The sequence below is a fragment of the Thermus sediminis genome (assembly GCF_003426945.1).
In the GTDB taxonomy this organism is placed as follows: Bacteria; Deinococcota; Deinococci; order Deinococcales; family Thermaceae; genus Thermus; species Thermus sediminis.
This window is the reverse complement of the sequence record NZ_QURO01000001.1, coordinates 1-20,308: the sequence shown is the minus strand read 5'-3', so window position 1 is coordinate 20,308 and position 20,308 is coordinate 1. Positions and strand designations below refer to the sequence as shown.

Genomic DNA, 20,308 nt, shown 5'->3' with positions numbered 1-20,308 from the left:
AGGAGCGCCGCCGGCCCTACCCAACCCCCAGAGGAAGCCTCCCGGAGGAGGTCCCTGGCCTCACGGGCCACCTCCTGGGCTTCAGCCACCGACCGGGCCAGCTCAGCCCGGTACCCCCGGACCATCTCCATGAAGTCCCGCCGCATGTCATCCCCCACCAAACGGAGGTCCTCCACGGCGCCCCGAATCTCCTCCACGGCATCCCCCAGATGCCCCGGCAGTTGCAGCGCCCGGTGCAGGAGGGTCAGAATAGACCGCCCCTGCCGGGCATGCTGGGCCGCCCCACCGGCGTAGAGGATGAGCTCCACGGCCTCCCTGAAGCTCAGACCTCTAGTCGCCTTCGCCATGGCGTAGGCCACGCGGGCCACCTCCAAAAGCTCAGGGGACCACAAATAGGCGCCCGTTTCTTCCTCCCGAGGCATGGGGAAGCCAAGCTCACGGAGAACCTCCGCATAGTGCCTGACCGTGCCCCCTTCCACCCAAGACGCCTAGCTACATCCGCCGAAGTGAGGTACCTCGCCTCCATCACAACACCTCCTGGTATTCCGGCCCCTCCCACCACCTCTGAAGGAGGAGCAGGGTGAGGGGCTTGTGGCCAGCCGCTTTGGTCAGGTGGGGCAGGAGCAGAGAAGCCCGGTGGGGGGAAAGGACCACCAGGCCTGGCCCTCGTAGAGCCCGGTCCAGGCCCGGGCCCTCGAGGCCAGGAGCACGGGGTCCCACCTCCCGGTGTCCCCTCCACCGCCCAGGGGGAGGAGCCTCCCCGCCACCACTCGGCATCGGGCCTGGCCCCGCCCCGCTCACGAACCCAGCGGATGTAGTCCCGGTTCTCCCGGGCCCAGCGCCGACCTCGAGGGGTGCGCCGAGACTCCCAGACGGCGAGGGAGTCCCACCCTTCGGGGGCCTCGAGGACCCTCCTGGCCACGCGGTGATGAGGGCGTGGCGGAGATTGTGGGGAAGCCAGGTGGAAGCGTCCTCACTCCAGGCACCCACCAAACCTGAACTTTCCGCTCGGACCGGGCCGACGGGTGAAGCCAGGTCCAGCGGGCCTTTCCCCGATAGCCGTACTCCCGGGCCAGCCACAGGGGCTCCACGCCATCCGCGGCTAAATGGGCATCCACGAGAAATCCCATGGACCCCTCCACGGCCCCTGACGGGGCCCCCTTCCACGCCCGGCGCCCGGTTTGCAGGCAGGGGGGACTGACGCCCCCCTGCACCCCCTTGAACGTTCGGTCCGGGGGGCAGGGGGGGAGGGGGGGGAGGGAGAAATCCTCTGGAGCCCCCTAGAGTCGGGGGCTTCGCTACGCTTCGCCCCCGACTCTAGGGGGCTCCGCCCCCCTCGGGCCGCCCTCGTAAGCGACGCACGACCTTCTTCCACACCATCCACGATTATAGGCCATTCTGGGCGGCCCTCACCCCCCTGCCCCCCCGCGAAAAACCCCGCGACGCTTACGGCCCGCTTTTATGTGTGCCCAGCTAGTGGGGTGCGTCGCGACGGGATCCGGTCTGCGAACCCGACATCGTGGCCACCGTGGTCCGAACCCAGACGGGTGGACCCCCTTGAGGGGGTGCCCCCCAAACCCCCCTCGGCCTCCGGGGCTCGCTGCGCTCGCCTCCTCGTCCGCTCTGGTCTGGTCCTCCCCCCACAGGCTCTACCTCATGGCCCGGTGATCCCCGGGGATCCCCGCCAGCTAGAGGGAGGCGGGGAGGGGCCGCCTTCGGTAGTGGCCACCATGGGGTCCAACCCCCGGGGATCCTCGAGGCCCGACCCCCGGGGATCTCGGGGGGCTCTGGTGGCCACCGCGGTTCGGTCTTCGCGAAAGTTTGCCTTCGCGCATAGGACGGCGTTCCTGAGGGGGGTTTGGGTGCATAGAGTTGCCAGAGATGCCCGGGGATCCCCGCATAAACCCCGCAAGAGGAGGCCGGGTGGAGGCCTCCTTCAGGGGGTGGAAAGGTATGCGCTAGGCCTTAGGGCCTCCCGCACCCCGGGCGTCTGGCGGGAAGTGGTCCGTGAGGGTGGGGCGCTCCCCAGGAGGGCAAGGGCTAAGGGGCCACCTTCAGGGCGGCCCCATACCCCAGAACCCCTCCTCTCAGGGGGAGGTAAGGATGGTGCCATCCCACCCCACGGCCACAAAGAGGCCATTCCCGTGGGTGATGCCCAAAAGCCAGTTGTCTGTCCCCGAGTCCTGCTCTGTCCAGTTCACCCCGTCCGGGGAGGTGAGGATGATGCCATCCCACCCCACGGCCACAAAGAGGCCATTCCCGTGGGTGATGCCCAAAAGCCGGTTGTCTGTCCCCGAGTCCTGCTCTGTCCAGTCCACCCCGTCTGGGGAGGTGAGGATGATGCCATCCCACCCCACCGCCACAAAGAGGCCATTCCCGTAGGTGACCCTCTTAAGGACCTTTTCCGTCCCCGAATCCCGCCTCGTCCAGTTCTTGCCATCCGGGGAGGTGAGGATGGTGCCCCCGTGGCCCACGGTCACGAAGAGACCGTTTCCGTAGATGACGCCCTCAAGGTACCTTTCCGTCCCCGAGTCCTGCTCTGTCCAGTTCACCCCGTCCCGGGAAGTGAGGATGATGCCATCCCACCCCACCGCCACAAAGAGGCCATTCCCGTAGGTGACGCCCCAAAGGAGGTCGTCTGTCCTCGAGACCTTCCTCGTCCTCGTCCAGTTCACCCCGTCCGGGGAGGTGAGGATGATGCCCTTCCACCCCACCGCCACAAAGAGGCCATTCCCGTAGGTGACGCCAGAGAGGGGCGTATCCGTCCCCGAGGACTGCTGCGTCCAGTTCACCCCGTCTGGGGAGGTGAGGATGATGCCATCCCACCCCACGGCCACAAAGAGGCCATTCCCGTAGGTGACGCCCACGAGGTACGTGTCCGTCCCCGAGCGCCGCACCGTCCAAGTAGTGCCGCCCGCGGCGGCTACCGTGAGGCTCAGGCTCGCTGTCCTGGTGAGATTCCCTGAGGTGGCCCGGACCTGGAGGCTGTAGCTCCCCCTTGGCGCGCCGCTGGCCACATTGACGGTGAGGGTCTGGGTCACAGGGTTGGGGCCGGTCACGCTCACCGTGGTGGGGGAGAGGGTGACCAATGGAACCGGGTTCCCGTTCCCGTCCACCAGGGAGAGGCTCACCTGCCCCGTAAAGCCCCCCTGCGGGGTGAGGGTGAGGGTGGTCCGCCCGCTTTCCCCCTGCCGAATGGTGAGGCTCGCGGGGTTGAGAGAAAGGGTGAAGTCCGACTGGGCCTGTCCTCCGCACGTGGAGAAGAGAAGGGCCAGCCCCAAGGAGAGAGCCAGAAGCCTAAATGCGCCCTTCATAGTCCGCCCCTCCTCTCAGGGGAGGTAAGGATGGTGCCCTCCTTGCCCACCGCTACAAAGGTGCCGTTTCCGTAGGTGACCTTCCAGAGGGGCTTATCCGTCCCCGAATCCCGCCTCGTCCAGTTCACCCCATCCGGGGAGGTGAGGATGATGCCCCTAACCCCCACCACCACAAAGAGGCCATTCCCGTAGATGACGCCAGGGAGACTCCAAACCGTCCCCGAGTTCTGCCGCATCCAGTTCACCCCGTCCGGGGACGTGAGGATGGTGCCCCCATCCCCCACCGCCACGAAGAGGCCAGAGCCGTAGGTGACGCCCCCAAGGTGCCTGTCCGTCCCTGAGGACTGCCTCGTCCAGTTCACCCCGTCCGGGGACGTGAGGATGGTGCCCCCATCCCCCACCGCCACAAAGAGACCGGACCCGTGGGTGACGCTAGAGAGTATAACCTTGGACCCCGGGTCCTGCCTCGTCCAGTTCACCCCGTCCCGGGAAGTGAGGATGATGGCCTTCTCCTCCAGCGATCCCCCCACCGCCACAAAGAGGCCATTCCTGTAGGTGACGCCCCAAAGGAGGTCGTCTGTCCTCGAGACCTTCCTCGTCCTCGTCCAGTTCACCCCGTCCGGGGAGGTGAGGATGATGCCCTTCCACCCCACCGCCACAAAGAGGCCGGCCCCGTAGGTGATGTCAAGGAGGGGCGTCCTCCCCAAGTACCGCTGCGTCCACCTCACCCCGTCCGGGGAGGTGAGGATGATGCCATCCACCTCCTCCGACGATCTCCCCACCGCCACAAAGAGGTCATTCCCGTAGGTGACGCCCCAAAGGTCCTTGTCCGTCCCCGAGCGCCGCACCGTCCAAGTAGTGCCGCCCGCGGCGGCTACCGTGAGGCTCAGGCTCGCTGTCCTGGTGAGATTCCCTGAGGTGGCCCGGACCTGGAGGCTGTAGCTCCCCCTTGGCGCGCCGCTGGCCACATTGACGGTGAGGGTCTGGGTCACAGGGTTGGGACCGGTCACGCTCACCGTGGTGGGGGAAAGTGTGACCACAGGAACCGGGTTCCCGTTCCCGTCCACTAAGCTCAAGCTCACCGTTCCCGTGAAGCCCCCCTGCGGGGTAAGGGTGAGGGCGGTCCGCCCGCTTTCCCCCTGCCGAATGGTGAGGCTTGTGGGGTTGAGAGAAAGGGTGAAGTCCGACTGGGCCTGTCCTCCGCACATGGAGAAGAGAAGGACCAGCCCCAAGGAGAGAGCCAGAAGCCTAAACGCGCCCTTCATAGTCCGCCTCCTTGACGGCAATTCTAAGCGGAACCTGGAAGCCTCAGGCGGGGGAGGCCCCTCCGCCTCCTCCTGCCCGGGCGGGAGATTCCCCCAGAGGTCCCCCGGGCCGCCTAGGCCCTGGAGGTGAACCCCACCCCCTCCCAGAACCCCCCTAGAACCGCCTGTAAGGCCCCTAGAAGGCCCGAGAAAGGGAAGGCTGGGCCTTCAGGTGAACCCCCGGTCCCCCACGAACTCCTAGTCGGCCGAAAGCCCGGCCACGGGAAGGTGGGGGAAGTGGACCTCCAGGAGGGCCATGAGCCTCTCCAGGAAGGCGATGCGCTCCTTGGTGTTGGAGTTGCCGTTGAGGGGAAAGCTCAAGACCGGGAGGTTGATCGGGGTCCCGCCCACTTCCCACTCCGTCCGGTCCAGGAGCAGCAAGAGGCGCTGGGATTGAAGGAGGGCCAAGACGAGGCGGGCGTAGGCTTCTGAGTCCAGGCCCTTCCAGGCCAGGAAGCGCTGGATACGGCAGCAGCCGGAGCACGGCTATGCTACGGCTATACTAAGGGGTACCATGGGCTTGGGTATGGAAGCGCGGGGGAAAGGGCATTACCCGTTCAGTCGCCTATATGCCCCTCTCCGGCTCCTTTCGGGCCGGTATCAGGTTTGGGCGACTCAGAGGGATATATGGCAATTTTTGGAAACCTAAGGGATATGCCCTTCCCCGACCTGGTGGCCATGCTGGGCCGTCGGAGCGGTGTCTTGGAGGTCTTTGGCCTACCGGGCAAACGGCAAGGGTACGCCGTCGCCCTAGATGGGGGGAAGGTGGTCTGGGTACGGGAGGGGAACCGGCTCCTAGAACCTTTGGAGGCCCGCTCCGCCCTCCAGGAGCTCCTACGCCTCCAGGAGGGAGCCTTTGAGTTCACCCCTGGGATTCCCCCTGCAGGGGAAGCGGCTCTGGGCTGGCCCTTGGAGCGCCTCCTCCTCACCATGACCACTGTGGTGGACGAGATCCAAAGCCACCAATCCTTCCTTCCCGACCCCAAGACCCGCTTCCAGGCCGCCGCCCTGGAGGTCTGGTTGGAGGAGCCCCTGTGGTCCTTCTGGGAGCGGGCCAAGCCCCTTCTCCAAGGGGGGGCCTCCGCCGAGGACCTTGCCGCCCGGCTCCGGCTTCCCCTGGACGAGGTCCGCTACTACCTGTACAAGCTCCGCCTGGCGGGCAAGGTGGTCCCGGTCAGGGCCTACGAGGAAACCCGCAAGAACGAGGAGAAGCGGGGCCTCTTCCGCAGGCTCCTGGCGGCCCTTAGAGGAAGGGGAGGAGGAGGAAGGGGAGGAGGAAGGTGAGGCCCCTGAAGCTGGTGGTCTCTGGCCCTGTGGGGGCGGGCAAGACCACCTTTATCCGTTCCCTCTCCGAGATCCCCGTGGTGGAGACGGACGAGCTCGCCAGCGAGGACATCGGCAAGGAGAAGACCACGGTGGCCCTGGACTTCGGCCTCCTCACACTGGACGGGGTTCCCATCCACCTCTTCGGCACCCCGGGACAGGAGAGGTTTGACTTCATGTGGGACGTTCTCGTGGAGGGAGCCCTGGGCCTGGTCCTCCTGGTGGCGGGGGACAGCCCCCGGGACTTCCCCAAGGCCCGCCACATCCTGGAATACCTCACCTCCCGCCACCCGGTGCCCTTCGTGGTGGGGGTAACCCGGCAGGACCTGCCCAGGGTGTGGACCCCGGAGGATGTGGCGGACTACTTCGGCCTTCCCCAGGAGCAGGTGGTAGGGATGAACGCCACGAGCCCCACCAGCTCCACTCTGGCCCTCATCCGCATGCTGGAGCTGGTCACGGGGGAGCAGTGGCAGGGGGTTTGGTGAACTGGGCTCTATCGGACCTTTGGGTCCGTGGGCGACGCATAGGAGGGTAAGGATGGGCCGACAAGAGGAGCTCCAAGAGGTGATACGGCAACTTCGGCAGGCGGTCCCCGAGATCACCGGGGTTATGGTGGCCTCTACGGACGGCCTCTCCCTGGCTAGCGACCTCCCCGAGGCCGAGGGGGCTCGGGCGGCGGCCATGGCGGCCACGGCCCTAGGCTTGGGCAAGCGCATTGCCCAGAACTCGGCTCTGGGGGGCTGGAGGAGGTGGTGGTCCGGGGAGGGAGCGGCTACCTGGTGGTCTACAGCGCCGGGGACAAGGGGGTGCTGGCGGTGGCCGCCCCTGCGGGGGCCAACCTGGGCCTCATCCACTTGGAGGCCCGGGGGGTGGCGCAGAGGATCGCGCAGATTTTGGGATAGGAGGAAAACCATGAGCAAGATCCTGGAGATCGCAGGGGAAGCTTTGGAGCAGATGCCGCCGGAGACCCGTTTCCGGCCTGAGGACGAGGAGGTCATCGCCCGGCATAGGGAAACCCTCCTCTCCTGGACCCCTGAGCTGGTCCAGGCCTTCTACGACACCCTCTTCGCCCACCCCCCCACCAAGGCCGTCTTCCGCGAAGGGGAGCGGCCTGACCGGGAGAAGACCCTGGAAGGGTGGTGGCAGCGGACGGTGGAGGGACCCCTGGACGAAACTTACTTCGCCTGGATGGCCAAGGTGGGCCTGGTCCACGTGGTGCGGCAGGTAGAGAATCCCATGATGCTGGCCATGACTTCGTTTGTAGCGAGGTTTGTGGAGCGCAAAGCTCATGAAGCCAAGCTCTCGGATGCCGATCCCTTGAGCGAGGCTTTCTACCGTCTAAGCATGACCGTGGGTGCGGTGATCACCCACGGCTACGACCGTCACCAGGCCATGGCCCTCTACAACGTGGCGGGGATGGAACCCGCTCTCCTGGAACGCCTCACCGCGGAGGAAGCCCGGGCCCTATTAGAGGCGCTGAGGAAAGAGGGCTAATGGTCCAGCCCCTTCTCCCTACCTACCTTCTCCAGGCGGTCCTGGATCAGCTGGCTGAGAGCGTCCTCATGACGAACGTTGAAGGGAGGATTCTTTACGTGAACGCAGTCTTTGAAGCCCTCACCGGCTACGGGAGGGAGGAGGTGCTGGGGAAGAATCCGCGGATCCTCAAATCCCTTTGGAGGCCCAGGGGGTGGCGCAGAGGATCGCGCAGATTTTGGGGTAAGGTTTTTGGGTAGGAGGGAAAACATGGCCAAGCTTGTGGAATTGGTACGAGAAGCTTTGGAGCAGATGCCGCCGGAGACCCGTTTCCGGCCTGAGGACGAGGAGGTCATCGCCCGGCATAGGGAAACCCTCCTCTCCTGGACCCCTGAGCTGGTCCAGGCCTTCTACGACACCCTCTTCGCCCACCCCCCCACCAAGGCCGTCTTCCGCGAAGGGGAGCGGCCTGACCGGGAGAAGACCCTGGAAGGGTGGTGGCAGCGGACGGTGGAGGGACCCCTGGACGAAACTTACTTCGCCTGGATGGCCAAGGTGGGCCTGGTCCACGTGGTGCGGGGGGTCAAAAACCCCATGACCCTCTCTATGCTTTCCTTCGTGGCGGATTTTGTTGAGAACAAGTCCTTTAAAGCCGTACTCCCGGAAGCGGAACCTTTGAGCGAGGCCTTCCATCGCTTAAACACGTCCGTGGGTGTGGTGATCACCTACGCTTACGACTCCTTCCGGGCTCAGGCCCTCTACGAGATAACGGGCATAGAGGGCGCTCTCATGGACCGTATAGGCCAGCAAGAGTCCCAGGCTATCCTAAAAAGGCTCATAGAAGAGGGGGAATGACCTGCTCCACCATCTCCTAACAAGCGTTACCCCCACCCCTACCTCCCCACCCCCGCCTGATAACCTTGATAGCCACCACGGCGTAGACTCCCCTCGAGGAGGCTGGTGATCTTCGGGGACTGGTAATCCTCGGGAGGGCCTTGGTGGCCACCGTAGAGTCCGACCCACGGTGATCCAGGGACTGGTGATCTTCGGGGTCCTGGTCCCCAGGAGGCCGTGCGTCTTACCCGGGTTCCCGGTCTTCCACCCCACCTCCCCCTAGACAGGGTCCTGACCCCCTCCCAGAACCCCCCTAGAACCGCCTGTAAGGCCCCTGGAAGCCCCGGGAAGAGGGGGCCTGGTTCAAGCCACCCGCCACTGGGGGGCCTGCCGTATCTGGTCCAGGAGGCCTTCCCGTTTGAGGAGGCTGGCCAGGAGGGCGCCCGGGCGGAGGATCCTGCGGCGGGAGAGGCCCGTGGTGGCCACCGCCTCCCGGACCCGGCCTATGGCCCACTCCACGACCCGGAGGGCGCCCTCCTGAAGGCCGTAGTCCTCCAGGCGGAGGGCGCCCCAGAAGAGGTGGGCGTAGAAGCGCACGCTCCCGGGGTCCCGGAACTCCTCGGCGAGGGCCCGGGCCAGGGCCTCCACCCGCTGCCGGCGGCCCCCCTTGGCCCGGAGGAGGGCGGTGGGAGAGTCTATAGCTAACGGGCTTCTTGTTCGCTCACCCGGGGATAACGAGAAGTCCAGCAAAATACCTAGGGCCTCAGTATCTCCCTTTAGGGGAGATCTATATGACTCTCCAACGCTCCCCATCAGCTTCCACGCCGTCCTCCCCTGGGCCACATCCCCCTCCAGGTCCCGCCACGGGTGGTCAAAGTCCTCCCGCTCCAGCCGCGGCCTCCTAGACCGGTGGGGCATCCGGACCGCGTACACCACCCCCGCGGCGTAGACCCCGGAACGGTAGGCCCCCTTGACCCGCAGGGTGGCCCGCACCCGCCAGGGGCGTCCAACGATGAGACCCTTTTCCTTCAGCCTCCCGATGACCAGGTAGAAGGTGGAGCTGGGAAGCCCCAGCACCACCCTCAGGGCATCGTTGGGCACGAAGACCACCACCTGGCTTAGGTTCTGGGGAACGGGCCGTCCAGGCCCCAGGGTCCGGGCCAGCCGCTCCAGACCCAGGGCCAGGAGGAAGCGGTACACCCGCATCTCCGCTTTCGTGAGGGGAGGCAGGGTCCCCCTCTGCTCCCCCAGGGCCATGAAGTGGTCCGCCACTTCCAGGGGGGTTTCCACCCGCTCCGGCGTGGGCGGGCGGGCCAGGATCTCCTCCCGGGTGGGGCGCAGGGAGGCCAGGGCCTGGGGAGCCTCCCTGGCCTCCGCCTCCGCGAAGCGGCGGAGGAGGTCCGCCACCGAGAGGCCGTGGGTGCGGGCGTAGGCCTCCACCAGCGCACGGACCATATCGGGGGCGCGGTCCCGATTCCGAAGCCACGAACGGTAGAGAATCTCCAGAGCGGGGTCCGCGAAGGCCGGGGCCTGGTTGTCCTGGAGCCTGTTCTTAAGGTCTTTGTGGTTCCGCATCTTGCCTCCTCCCGCCCCTGCCGGGTAGGATGGAGGCCTCAGGCTGGGAAACTGAGGCTCCTCGGGTCATCCTACCCGCCCGGGGGGCGAATTTTCATAGGGCGTATTCTACCCCCTTCCAAGGCGGGTGATCCTCGGGGGGAGGTCGGTGGTCCTCGGTGGCCACCGGACCGGACCCCACGGTGGACACCAAGGGCATGCGGTGGCCACTACCGGCCCAAGTGCCAACCGATGTACACCCCAACCGCCAGGAGGCCCACGGTGGCCACCAGGGACGCCGGAAGGGAGAAGGGGAGCATGGGCAGGAATACGCCCAACGCCACCACCAGGAGCGCCGCCGGCCCTACCCAACCCCCAGAGGAAGCCTCCCGGAGGAGGTCCCTGGCCTCACGGGCCACCTCCTGGGCTTCAGCCACCGACCGGGCCAGCTCAGCCCGGTACCCCCGGACCATCTCCATGAAGTCCCGCCGCATGTCATCCCCCACCAAACGGAGGTCCTCCACGGCGCCCCGAATCTCCTCCACGGCATCCCCCAGATGCCCCGGCAGTTGCAGCGCCCGGTGCAGGAGGGTCAGAATAGACCGCCCCTGCCGGGCATGCTGGGCCGCCCCACCGGCGTAGAGGATGAGCTCCACGGCCTCCCTGAAGCTCAGACCTCTAGTCGCCTTCGCCATGGCGTAGGCCACGCGGGCCACCTCCAAAAGCTCAGGGGACCACAAATAGGCGCCCGTTTCTTCCTCCCGAGGCATGGGGAAGCCAAGCTCACGGAGAACCTCCGCATAGTGCCTGACCGTGCCCCCTTCCACCCCAAGACGCCTAGCTACATCCGCCGAAGTGAGGTACCTCGCCTCCATCACAACACCTCCTGGTATTCCGGCCCCTCCCACCACCTCTGAAGGAGGAGCAGGGTGAGGGGCTTGTGGCCAGCCGCTTTGGTCAGGTGGGGCAGGAGCAGAGAAGCCCGGTGGGGGGAAAGGACCACCCAGGCCTGGCCCTCGTAGAGCCCGGTCCAGGCCCGGGCCCTCGAGGCCAGGAGCACGGGGTCCCACCTCCCGGTGTCCACCTCCACCGCCCAGGGGGAGGAGCCTCCCCGCCACCACTCGGCATCGGGCCTGGCCCCGCCCCGCTCACGAACCCAGCGGATGTAGTCCCGGTTCTCCCGGGCCCAGCGCCGACCTCGAGGGGTGCGCCGAGACTCCCAGACGGCGAGGGAGTCCCACCCTTCGGGGGGAGCCTCGAGGACCCTCCTGGCCACCGCGGTGATGAGGGCGTGGCGGAGATTGTGGGGAAGCCAGGTGGAAGCGTCCTCACTCCAGGGCACCCACCAAACCTGAACTTTCCGCTCGGACCGGGCCGACGGGTGAAGCCAGGTCCAGCGGGCCTTTCCCCGATAGCCGTACTCCCGGGCCAGCCACAGGGGCTCCACGCCATCCGCGGCTAAATGCGGCATCCACGAGAATCCCATGGACCCCTCCACGGCCCCTGACGGGGCCCCCTTCCACGCCCGGCGCCGGTTTGCAGGCAGGGGGGACTGACGCCCCCCTGCACCCCCCTTGAACGTTCGGTCCGGGGGGGCAGGGGGGGAGGGGGGGAGGGAGAAATCCTCTGGAGCCCCCTAGAGTCGGGGGCTTCGCTACGCTTCGCCCCCGACTCTAGGGGGCTCCGCCCCCCTCGGGCCGCCCTCGTAAGCGACGCCACGACCTTCTTCCACACCATCCACGATTATAGGCCATTCTGGGCGGCCCTCACCCCCCTGCCCCCCCGCGAAAAACCCCGCGACGCTTACGGCCCGCTTTTATGTGTGCCCAGCTAGTGGGGTGCGTCGCGACGGGATCCGGTCTGCGAACCCGACATCGTGGCCACCGTGGTCCGAACCCAGACGGGTGGACCCCCTTGAGGGGGTGCCCCCCAAACCCCCCTCGGCCTCCGGGGCTCGCTGCGCTCGCCTCCTCGTCCGCTCTGGTCTGGTCCTCCCCCCACAGGCTCTACCTCATGGCCCGGTGATCCCCGGGGATCCCCGCCAGCTAGAGGGAGGCGGGGAGGGGGCCGCCTTCGGTAGTGGCCACCATGGGGTCCAACCCCCGGGGATCCTCGAGGCCCGACCCCCGGGGATCTCGGGGGGCTCTGGTGGCCACCGCGGTTCGGTCTTCGCGAAAGTTTGCCTTCGCGCATAGGACGGCGTTCCTGAGGGGGGTTTGGGTGCATAGAGTTGCCAGAGATGCCCGGGGATCCCCGCATAAACCCCGCAAGAGGAGGCCGGGTGGAGGCCTCCTTCAGGGGGTGGAAAGGTATGCGCTAGGCCTTAGGGCCTCCCGCACCCCGGGCGTCTGGCGGGAAGTGGTCCGTGAGGGTGGGGGCGCTCCCCAGGAGGGCAAGGGCTAAGGGGCCACCTTCAGGGCGGCCCCATACCCCAGAACCCCTCCTCTCAGGGGGAGGTAAGGATGGTGCCATCCCACCCCACGGCCACAAAGAGGCCATTCCCGTGGGTGATGCCCAAAAGCCAGTTGTCTGTCCCCGAGTCCTGCTCTGTCCAGTTCACCCCGTCCGGGGAGGTGAGGATGATGCCATCCCACCCCACGGCCACAAAGAGGCCATTCCCGTGGGTGATGCCCAAAAGCCGGTTGTCTGTCCCCGAGTCCTGCTCTGTCCAGTCCACCCCGTCTGGGGAGGTGAGGATGATGCCATCCCACCCCACCGCCACAAAGAGGCCATTCCCGTAGGTGACCCTCTTAAGGACCTTTTCCGTCCCCGAATCCCGCCTCGTCCAGTTCTTGCCATCCGGGGAGGTGAGGATGGTGCCCCCGTGGCCCACGGTCACGAAGAGACCGTTTCCGTAGATGACGCCCTCAAGGTACCTTTCCGTCCCCGAGTCCTGCTCTGTCCAGTTCACCCCGTCCCGGGAAGTGAGGATGATGCCATCCCACCCCACCGCCACAAAGAGGCCATTCCCGTAGGTGACGCCCCAAAGGAGGTCGTCTGTCCTCGAGACCTTCCTCGTCCTCGTCCAGTTCACCCCGTCCGGGGAGGTGAGGATGATGCCCTTCCACCCCACCGCCACAAAGAGGCCATTCCCGTAGGTGACGCCAGAGAGGGGCGTATCCGTCCCCGAGGACTGCTGCGTCCAGTTCACCCCGTCTGGGGAGGTGAGGATGATGCCATCCCACCCCACGGCCACAAAGAGGCCATTCCCGTAGGTGACGCCCACGAGGTACGTGTCCGTCCCCGAGCGCCGCACCGTCCAAGTAGTGCCGCCCGCGGCGGCTACCGTGAGGCTCAGGCTCGCTGTCCTGGTGAGATTCCCTGAGGTGGCCCGGACCTGGAGGCTGTAGCTCCCCCTTGGCGCGCCGCTGGCCACATTGACGGTGAGGGTCTGGGTCACAGGGTTGGGGCCGGTCACGCTCACCGTGGTGGGGGAGAGGGTGACCAATGGAACCGGGTTCCCGTTCCCGTCCACCAGGGAGAGGCTCACCTGCCCCGTAAAGCCCCCCTGCGGGGTGAGGGTGAGGGTGGTCCGCCCGCTTTCCCCCTGCCGAATGGTGAGGCTCGCGGGGTTGAGAGAAAGGGTGAAGTCCGACTGGGCCTGTCCTCCGCACGTGGAGAAGAGAAGGGCCAGCCCCAAGGAGAGAGCCAGAAGCCTAAATGCGCCCTTCATAGTCCGCCCCTCCTCTCAGGGGGAGGTAAGGATGGTGCCCTCCTTGCCCACCGCTACAAAGGTGCCGTTTCCGTAGGTGACCTTCCAGAGGGGCTTATCCGTCCCCGAATCCCGCCTCGTCCAGTTCACCCCATCCGGGGAGGTGAGGATGATGCCCCTAACCCCCACCACCACAAAGAGGCCATTCCCGTAGATGACGCCAGGGAGACTCCAAACCGTCCCCGAGTTCTGCCGCATCCAGTTCACCCCGTCCGGGGACGTGAGGATGGTGCCCCCATCCCCCACCGCCACGAAGAGGCCAGAGCCGTAGGTGACGCCCCCAAGGTGCCTGTCCGTCCCTGAGGACTGCCTCGTCCAGTTCACCCCGTCCGGGGACGTGAGGATGGTGCCCCCATCCCCCACCGCCACAAAGAGACCGGACCCGTGGGTGACGCTAGAGAGTATAACCTTGGACCCCGGGTCCTGCCTCGTCCAGTTCACCCCGTCCCGGGAAGTGAGGATGATGGCCTTCTCCTCCAGCGATCCCCCCACCGCCACAAAGAGGCCATTCCTGTAGGTGACGCCCCAAAGGAGGTCGTCTGTCCTCGAGACCTTCCTCGTCCTCGTCCAGTTCACCCCGTCCGGGGAGGTGAGGATGATGCCCTTCCACCCCACCGCCACAAAGAGGCCGGCCCCGTAGGTGATGTCAAGGAGGGGCGTCCTCCCCAAGTACCGCTGCGTCCACCTCACCCCGTCCGGGGAGGTGAGGATGATGCCATCCACCTCCTCCGACGATCTCCCCACCGCCACAAAGAGGTCATTCCCGTAGGTGACGCCCCAAAGGTCCTTGTCCGTCCCCGAGCGCCGCACCGTCCAAGTAGTGCCGCCCGCGGCGGCTACCGTGAGGCTCAGGCTCGCTGTCCTGGTGAGATTCCCTGAGGTGGCCCGGACCTGGAGGCTGTAGCTCCCCCTTGGCGCGCCGCTGGCCACATTGACGGTGAGGGTCTGGGTCACAGGGTTGGGACCGGTCACGCTCACCGTGGTGGGGGAAAGTGTGACCACAGGAACCGGGTTCCCGTTCCCGTCCACTAAGCTCAAGCTCACCGTTCCCGTGAAGCCCCCCTGCGGGGTAAGGGTGAGGGCGGTCCGCCCGCTTTCCCCCTGCCGAATGGTGAGGCTTGTGGGGTTGAGAGAAAGGGTGAAGTCCGACTGGGCCTGTCCTCCGCACATGGAGAAGAGAAGGACCAGCCCCAAGGAGAGAGCCAGAAGCCTAAACGCGCCCTTCATAGTCCGCCTCCTTGACGGCAATTCTAAGCGGAACCTGGAAGCCTCAGGCGGGGGAGGCCCCTCCGCCTCCTCCTGCCCGGGCGGGAGATTCCCCCAGAGGTCCCCCGGGCCGCCTAGGCCCTGGAGGTGAACCCCACCCCCTCCCAGAACCCCCTAGAACCGCCTGTAAGGCCCCTAGAAGGCCCGAGAAAGGGAAGGCTGGGCCTTCAGGTGAACCCCCGGTCCCCCACGAACTCCTAGTCGGCCGAAAGCCCGGCCACGGGAAGGTGGGGGAAGTGGACCTCCAGGAGGGCCATGAGCCTCTCCAGGAAGGCGATGCGCTCCTTGGTGTTGGAGTTGCCGTTGAGGGGAAAGCTCAAGACCGGGAGGTTGATCGGGGTCCCGCCCACTTCCCACTCCGTCCGGTCCAGGAGCAGCAAGAGGCGCTGGGATTGAAGGAGGGCCAAGACGAGGCGGGCGTAGGCTTCTGAGTCCAGGCCCTTCCAGGCCAGGAAGCGCTGGATACGGCAGCAGCCGGAGCACGGCTATGCTACGGCTATACTAAGGGGTACCATGGGCTTGGGTATGGAAGCGCGGGGGAAAGGGCATTACCCGTTCAGTCGCCTATATGCCCCTCTCCGGCTCCTTTCGGGCCGGTATCAGGTTTGGGCGACTCAGAGGGATATATGGCAATTTTTGGAAACCTAAGGGATATGCCCTTCCCCGACCTGGTGGCCATGCTGGGCCGTCGGAGCGGTGTCTTGGAGGTCTTTGGCCTACCGGGCAAACGGCAAGGGTACGCCGTCGCCCTAGATGGGGGGAAGGTGGTCTGGGTACGGGAGGGGAACCGGCTCCTAGAACCTTTGGAGGCCCGCTCCGCCCTCCAGGAGCTCCTACGCCTCCAGGAGGGAGCCTTTGAGTTCACCCCTGGGATTCCCCCTGCAGGGGAAGCGGCTCTGGGCTGGCCCTTGGAGCGCCTCCTCCTCACCATGACCACTGTGGTGGACGAGATCCAAAGCCACCAATCCTTCCTTCCCGACCCCAAGACCCGCTTCCAGGCCGCCGCCCTGGAGGTCTGGTTGGAGGAGCCCCTGTGGTCCTTCTGGGAGCGGGCCAAGCCCCTTCTCCAAGGGGGGGCCTCCGCCGAGGACCTTGCCGCCCGGCTCCGGCTTCCCCTGGACGAGGTCCGCTACTACCTGTACAAGCTCCGCCTGGCGGGCAAGGTGGTCCCGGTCAGGGCCTACGAGGAAACCCGCAAGAACGAGGAGAAGCGGGGCCTCTTCCGCAGGCTCCTGGCGGCCCTTAGAGGAAGGGGAGGAGGAGGAAGGGGAGGAGGAAGGTGAGGCCCCTGAAGCTGGTGGTCTCTGGCCCTGTGGGGGCGGGCAAGACCACCTTTATCCGTTCCCTCTCCGAGATCCCCGTGGTGGAGACGGACGAGCTCGCCAGCGAGGACATCGGCAAGGAGAAGACCACGGTGGCCCTGGACTTCGGCCTCCTCACACTGGACGGGGTTCCCATCCACCTCTTCGGCACCCCGGGACAGGAGAGGTTTGACTTCATGTGGGACGTTCTCGTGGAGGGAGCCCTGGGCCTGGTCCTCCTGGTGGCGGGGGACAGCCCCCGGGACTTCCCCAAGGCCCGCCACATCCTGGAATACCTCACCTCCCGCCACCCGGTGCCCTTCGTGGTGGGGGTAACCCGGCAGGACCTGCCCAGGGTGTGGACCCCGGAGGATGTGGCGGACTACTTCGGCCTTCCCCAGGAGCAGGTGGTAGGGATGAACGCCACGAGCCCCACCAGCTCCACTCTGGCCCTCATCCGCATGCTGGAGCTGGTCACGGGGGAGCAGTGGCAGGGGGTTTGGTGAACTGGGCTCTATCGGACCTTTGGGTCCGTGGGCGACGCATAGGAGGGTAAGGATGGGCCGACAAGAGGAGCTCCAAGAGGTGATACGGCAACTTCGGCAGGCGGTCCCCGAGATCACCGGGGTTATGGTGGCCTCTACGGACGGCCTCTCCCTGGCTAGCGACCTCCCCGAGGCCGAGGGGGCTCGGGCGGCGGCCATGGCGGCCACGGCCCTAGGCTTGGGCAAGCGCATTGCCCAGAACTCGGCTCTGGGGGGGCTGGAGGAGGTGGTGGTCCGGGGAGGGAGCGGCTACCTGGTGGTCTACAGCGCCGGGGACAAGGGGTGCTGGCGGTGGCCGCCCCTGCGGGGGCCAACCTGGGCCTCATCCACTTGGAGGCCCGGGGGTGGCGCAGAGGATCGCGCAGATTTTGGGATAGGAGGAAAACCATGAGCAAGATCCTGGAGATCGCAGGGGAAGCTTTGGAGCAGATGCCGCCGGAGACCCGTTTCCGGCCTGAGGACGAGGAGGTCATCGCCCGGCATAGGGAAACCCTCCTCTCCTGGACCCCTGAGCTGGTCCAGGCCTTCTACGACACCCTCTTCGCCCACCCCCCCACCAAGGCCGTCTTCCGCGAAGGGGAGCGGCCTGACCGGGAGAAGACCCTGGAAGGGTGGTGGCAGCGGACGGTGGAGGGACCCCTGGACGAAACTTACTTCGCCTGGATGGCCAAGGTGGGCCTGGTCCACGTGGTGCGGCAGGTAGAGAATCCCATGATGCTGGCCATGACTTCGTTTGTAGCGAGGTTTGTGGAGCGCAAAGCTCATGAAGCCAAGCTCTCGGATGCCGATCCCTTGAGCGAGGCTTTCTACCGTCTAAGCATGACCGTGGGTGCGGTGATCACCCACGGCTACGACCGTCACCAGGCCATGGCCCTCTACAACGTGGCGGGGATGGAACCCGCTCTCCTGGAACGCCTCACCGCGGAGGAAGCCCGGGCCCTATTAGAGGCGCTGAGGAAAGAGGGCTAATGGTCCAGCCCCTTCTCCCTACCTACCTTCTCCAGGCGGTCCTGGATCAGCTGGCTGAGAGCGTCCTCATGACGAACGTTGAAGGGAGGATTCTTTACGTGAACGCAGTCTTTGAAGCCCTCACCGGCTACGGGAGGGAGGAGGTGCTGGGGAAGAATCCGCGGATCCTCAAATCCCTTTGGAGGCCCAGGGGGTGGCGCAGAGGATCGCGCAGATTTTGGGGTAAGGTTTTTGGGTAGGAGGGAAAACATGGCCAAGCTTGTGGAATTGGTACGAGAAGCTTTGGAGCAGATGCCGCCGGAGACCCGTTTCCGGCCTGAGGACGAGGAGGTCATCGCCCGGCATAGGGAAACCCTCCTCTCCTGGACCCCTGAGCTGGTCCAGGCCTTCTACGACACCCTCTTCGCCCACCCCCCCACCAAGGCCGTCTTCCGCGAAGGGGAGCGGCCTGACCGGGAGAAGACCCTGGAAGGGTGGTGGCAGCGGACGGTGGAGGGACCCCTGGACGAAACTTACTTCGCCTGGATGGCCAAGGTGGGCCTGGTCCACGTGGTGCGGGGGGTCAAAAACCCCATGACCCTCTCTATGCTTTCCTTCGTGGCGGATTTTGTTGAGAACAAGTCCTTTAAAGCCGTACTCCCGGAAGCGGAACCTTTGAGCGAGGCCTTCCATCGCTTAAACACGTCCGTGGGTGTGGTGATCACCTACGCTTACGACTCCTTCCGGGCTCAGGCCCTCTACGAGATAACGGGCATAGAGGGCGCTCTCATGGACCGTATAGGCCAGCAAGAGTCCCAGGCTATCCTAAAAAGGCTCATAGAAGAGGGGGAATGACCTGCTCCACCATCTCCTAACAAGCGTTACCCCACCCCTACCTCCCCACCCCCGCCTGATAACCTTGATAGCCACCACGGCGTAGACTCCCCTCGAGGAGGCTGGTGATCTTCGGGGACTGGTAATCCTCGGGAGGGCCTTGGTGGCCACCGTAGAGTCCGACCCACGGTGATCCAGGGACTGGTGATCTTCGGGGTCCTGGTCCCCAGGAGGCCGTGCGTCTTACCCGGGTTCCCGGTCTTCCACCCCACCTCCCCCTAGACAGGGTCCTGACCCCCTCCCAGAACCCCCTAGAACCGCCTGTAAGGCCCCTGGAAGCCCCGGGAAGAGGGGGCCTGGTTCAAGCCACCCGCCACTGGGGGGCCTGCCGTATCTGGTCCAGGAGGCCTTCCCGTTTGAGGAGGCTGGCCAGGAGGGCGCCCGGGCGGAGGATCCTGCGGCGGGAGAGGCCCGTGGTGGCCACCGCCTCCCGGACCCGGCCTATGGCCCACTCCACGACCCGGAGGGCGCCCTCCTGAAGGCCGTAGTCCTCCAGGCGGAGGGCGCCCCAGAAGAGGTGGGCGTAGAAGCGCACGCTCCCGGGGTCCCGGAACTCCTCGGCGAGGGCCCGGGCCAGGGCCTCCACCCGCTGCCGGCGGCCCCCCTTGGCCCGGAGGAGGGCGGTGGGAGAGTCTATAGCTAACGGGCTTCTTGTTCGCTCACCCGGGGATAACGAGAAGTCCAGCAAAATACCTAGGGCCTCAGTATCTCCCTTTAGGGGAGATCTATATGACTCTCCAACGCTCCCCATCAGCTTCCACGCCGTCCTCCCCTGGGCCACATCCCCCTCCAGGTCCCGCCACGGGTGGTCAAAGTCCTCCCGCTCCAGCCGCGGCCTCCTAGACCGGTGGGGCATCCGGACCGCGTACACCACCCCCGCGGCGTAGACCCCGGAACGGTAGGCCCCCTTGACCCGCAGGGTGGCCCGCACCCGCCAGGGGCGTCCAACGATGAGACCCTTTTCCTTCAGCCTCCCGATGACCAGGTAGAAGGTGGAGCTGGGAAGCCCCAGCACCACCCTCAGGGCATCGTTGGGCACGAAGACCACCACCTGGCTTAGGTTCTGGGGAACGGGCCGTCCAGGCCCCAGGGTCCGGGCCAGCCGCTCCAGACCCAGGGCCAGGAGGAAGCGGTACACCCGCATCTCCGCTTTCGTGAGGGGAGGCAGGGTCCCCCTCTGCTCCCCCAGGGCCATGAAGTGGTCCGCCACTTCCAGGGGGGTTTCCACCCGCTCCGGCGTGGGCGGGCGGGCCAGGATCTCCTCCCGGGTGGGGCGCAGGGAGGCCAGGGCCTGGGGAGCCTCCCTGGCCTCCGCCTCCGCGAAGCGGCGGAGGAGGTCCGCCACCGAGAGGCCGTGGGTGCGGGCGTAGGCCTCCACCAGCGCACGGACCATATCGGGGGCGCGGTCCCGATTCCGAAGCCACGAACGGTAGAGAATCTCCAGAGCGGGGTCCGCGAAGGCCGGGGCCTGGTTGTCCTGGAGCCTGTTCTTAAGGTCTTTGTGGTTCCGCATCTTGCCTCCTCCCGCCCCTGCCGGGTAGGATGGAGGCCTCAGGCTGGGAAACTGAGGCTCCTCGGGTCATCCTACCCGCCCGGGGGGCGAATTTTCATAGGGCGTATTCTACCCCCTTCCAAGGCGGGTGATCCTCGGGGGGAGGTCGGTGGTCCTCGGTGGCCACCGGACCGGACCCCACGGTGGACACCAAGGGCATGCGGTGGCCACTACCGGCCCAAGTGCCAACCGATGTACACCCCAACCGCCAGGAGGCCCACGGTGGCCACCAGGGACGCCGGAAGGGAGAAGGGGAGCATGGGCAGGAATACGCCCAACGCCACCACC

At 66.3% G+C, this 20,308-nt stretch carries 23 protein-coding genes and 1 pseudogene; 12 read left to right on the top strand and 12 right to left on the bottom strand.

Going from position 1 to position 20,308, the window contains the following annotated elements:
* From ATI37_RS00110 to ATI37_RS00095, 5 genes are all read right to left on the bottom strand, one after another.
* Nucleotides 1-374, bottom strand: a 374-nt coding sequence (locus ATI37_RS00110; RefSeq protein ID WP_157969058.1) for a hypothetical protein, incomplete at its 3' end; no start/stop codon positions are given.
* A gap of 234 nt (nucleotides 375-608) precedes the next feature.
* Nucleotides 609-767: a hypothetical protein gene (locus tag ATI37_RS11520; protein WP_157969057.1), complete on the bottom strand. Its 159-nt coding sequence runs from the start codon at nucleotides 765-767 to the stop codon at nucleotides 609-611.
* Between the two features lie 1,320 nt (nucleotides 768-2,087).
* Nucleotides 2,088-3,314, bottom strand: coding sequence for a beta propeller repeat protein (locus ATI37_RS00105; protein ID WP_198665466.1), 1,227 nt, complete (start codon nucleotides 3,312-3,314; stop codon nucleotides 2,088-2,090).
* Complete coding sequence (locus tag ATI37_RS00100) at nucleotides 3,311-4,579, bottom strand: hypothetical protein (protein ID WP_117236586.1); 1,269 nt, start codon at nucleotides 4,577-4,579, stop codon at nucleotides 3,311-3,313. The genes ATI37_RS00105 and ATI37_RS00100 overlap by 4 nt, the downstream gene beginning before the upstream one ends.
* A 237-nt stretch (nucleotides 4,580-4,816) precedes the next feature.
* A complete protein-coding gene (locus ATI37_RS00095) occupies nucleotides 4,817-4,999 on the bottom strand; it encodes a hypothetical protein (protein WP_157969055.1) in 183 nt (60 codons plus the stop codon).
* 246 nt (nucleotides 5,000-5,245) lie between these two features.
* On the opposite strand from ATI37_RS00095, the gene ATI37_RS00090 reads away from it, so the two are divergent.
* From ATI37_RS00090 to ATI37_RS00065, 6 genes and pseudogenes are all read left to right on the top strand, one after another.
* Complete coding sequence (locus ATI37_RS00090) at nucleotides 5,246-5,902, top strand: DUF4388 domain-containing protein (protein WP_117236581.1); 657 nt, start codon at nucleotides 5,246-5,248, stop codon at nucleotides 5,900-5,902.
* Nucleotides 5,899-6,426, top strand: a complete 528-nt coding sequence (locus ATI37_RS00085; protein ID WP_117236580.1) for a GTP-binding protein — start codon at nucleotides 5,899-5,901, stop codon at nucleotides 6,424-6,426. Before ATI37_RS00090 ends, ATI37_RS00085 begins: the two co-directional genes overlap by 4 nt.
* Before the next feature lie 52 nt (nucleotides 6,427-6,478).
* Nucleotides 6,479-6,843 (top strand): annotated as a pseudogene (locus tag ATI37_RS12615) (roadblock/LC7 domain-containing protein).
* A gap of 10 nt (nucleotides 6,844-6,853) precedes the next feature.
* Nucleotides 6,854-7,435, top strand: a complete 582-nt coding sequence (locus ATI37_RS00075; RefSeq protein WP_117236585.1) for a protoglobin domain-containing protein — start codon at nucleotides 6,854-6,856, stop codon at nucleotides 7,433-7,435.
* On the top strand, nucleotides 7,435-7,674 hold the full coding sequence (locus tag ATI37_RS00070) for a PAS domain-containing protein (protein WP_117236579.1): 240 nt from the start codon (nucleotides 7,435-7,437) through the stop codon (nucleotides 7,672-7,674). Before ATI37_RS00075 ends, ATI37_RS00070 begins: the two co-directional genes overlap by 1 nt.
* A gap of 10 nt (nucleotides 7,675-7,684) precedes the next feature.
* Complete coding sequence (locus ATI37_RS00065) at nucleotides 7,685-8,269, top strand: protoglobin domain-containing protein (protein WP_117236578.1); 585 nt, start codon at nucleotides 7,685-7,687, stop codon at nucleotides 8,267-8,269.
* 342 nt (nucleotides 8,270-8,611) lie between these two features.
* Here ATI37_RS00065 and ATI37_RS11740 read toward each other — a convergent pair whose 3' ends face one another.
* The 6 genes from ATI37_RS11740 to ATI37_RS00040 all read right to left on the bottom strand — a co-directional run bounded on the left by ATI37_RS11740 (nucleotide 8,612) and on the right by ATI37_RS00040 (nucleotide 15,160).
* Nucleotides 8,612-9,823 carry a hypothetical protein gene (locus ATI37_RS11740; protein ID WP_232822379.1) on the bottom strand — a complete coding sequence of 404 codons (1,212 nt, stop codon included), beginning with the start codon at nucleotides 9,821-9,823 and terminating at the stop codon, nucleotides 8,612-8,614.
* Between the two features lie 209 nt (nucleotides 9,824-10,032).
* On the bottom strand, nucleotides 10,033-10,677 hold the full coding sequence (locus ATI37_RS00055) for a MerR family transcriptional regulator (protein WP_117236584.1): 645 nt from the start codon (nucleotides 10,675-10,677) through the stop codon (nucleotides 10,033-10,035).
* Nucleotides 10,677-11,249 (bottom strand): hypothetical protein, encoded by a 573-nt coding sequence (locus ATI37_RS00050; RefSeq protein WP_117236583.1) that lies wholly within the window; start codon nucleotides 11,247-11,249, stop codon nucleotides 10,677-10,679. The genes ATI37_RS00055 and ATI37_RS00050 overlap by 1 nt, the downstream gene beginning before the upstream one ends.
* A 999-nt stretch (nucleotides 11,250-12,248) precedes the next feature.
* The gene (locus tag ATI37_RS11600; protein ID WP_198665466.1) at nucleotides 12,249-13,475 is read right to left on the bottom strand and encodes a beta propeller repeat protein; all 1,227 of its coding nucleotides are present in this window, start codon (nucleotides 13,473-13,475) and stop codon (nucleotides 12,249-12,251) included.
* Between the two features lie 15 nt (nucleotides 13,476-13,490).
* The gene (locus ATI37_RS11595; RefSeq protein WP_198665465.1) at nucleotides 13,491-14,741 is read right to left on the bottom strand and encodes a hypothetical protein; all 1,251 of its coding nucleotides are present in this window, start codon (nucleotides 14,739-14,741) and stop codon (nucleotides 13,491-13,493) included.
* A gap of 236 nt (nucleotides 14,742-14,977) precedes the next feature.
* On the bottom strand, nucleotides 14,978-15,160 hold the full coding sequence (locus ATI37_RS00040) for a hypothetical protein (protein WP_157969055.1): 183 nt from the start codon (nucleotides 15,158-15,160) through the stop codon (nucleotides 14,978-14,980).
* 246 nt (nucleotides 15,161-15,406) lie between these two features.
* Here ATI37_RS00040 and ATI37_RS00035 point away from each other — a divergent pair, with 246 nt between their 5' ends.
* The 6 genes from ATI37_RS00035 to ATI37_RS00010 are packed head-to-tail and all read left to right on the top strand — an operon-like array spanning nucleotide 15,407 to nucleotide 18,429.
* Nucleotides 15,407-16,063: a DUF4388 domain-containing protein gene (locus tag ATI37_RS00035; protein ID WP_117236581.1), complete on the top strand. Its 657-nt coding sequence runs from the start codon at nucleotides 15,407-15,409 to the stop codon at nucleotides 16,061-16,063.
* Entirely contained in the window at nucleotides 16,060-16,587 is a 528-nt protein-coding gene (locus tag ATI37_RS00030) for a GTP-binding protein (protein WP_117236580.1), read from the top strand. Before ATI37_RS00035 ends, ATI37_RS00030 begins: the two co-directional genes overlap by 4 nt.
* Nucleotides 16,588-16,639: 52 nt before the next feature.
* Nucleotides 16,640-17,017: a roadblock/LC7 domain-containing protein gene (locus ATI37_RS12300; RefSeq protein WP_269801856.1), complete on the top strand. Its 378-nt coding sequence runs from the start codon at nucleotides 16,640-16,642 to the stop codon at nucleotides 17,015-17,017.
* Nucleotides 17,014-17,595 carry a protoglobin domain-containing protein gene (locus tag ATI37_RS00020; RefSeq protein ID WP_117236585.1) on the top strand — a complete coding sequence of 194 codons (582 nt, stop codon included), beginning with the start codon at nucleotides 17,014-17,016 and terminating at the stop codon, nucleotides 17,593-17,595. The genes ATI37_RS12300 and ATI37_RS00020 overlap by 4 nt, the downstream gene beginning before the upstream one ends.
* Nucleotides 17,595-17,834: a PAS domain-containing protein gene (locus ATI37_RS00015; RefSeq protein WP_117236579.1), complete on the top strand. Its 240-nt coding sequence runs from the start codon at nucleotides 17,595-17,597 to the stop codon at nucleotides 17,832-17,834. Before ATI37_RS00020 ends, ATI37_RS00015 begins: the two co-directional genes overlap by 1 nt.
* Before the next feature lie 10 nt (nucleotides 17,835-17,844).
* Nucleotides 17,845-18,429, top strand: coding sequence for a protoglobin domain-containing protein (locus tag ATI37_RS00010; protein WP_117236578.1), 585 nt, complete (start codon nucleotides 17,845-17,847; stop codon nucleotides 18,427-18,429).
* 340 nt (nucleotides 18,430-18,769) lie between these two features.
* On the opposite strand, the gene ATI37_RS11730 is transcribed toward ATI37_RS00010, so the two are convergent.
* Nucleotides 18,770-19,981: a hypothetical protein gene (locus tag ATI37_RS11730; RefSeq protein WP_232822379.1), complete on the bottom strand. Its 1,212-nt coding sequence runs from the start codon at nucleotides 19,979-19,981 to the stop codon at nucleotides 18,770-18,772.
* Nucleotides 19,982-20,308 lie beyond the last annotated feature (327 nt).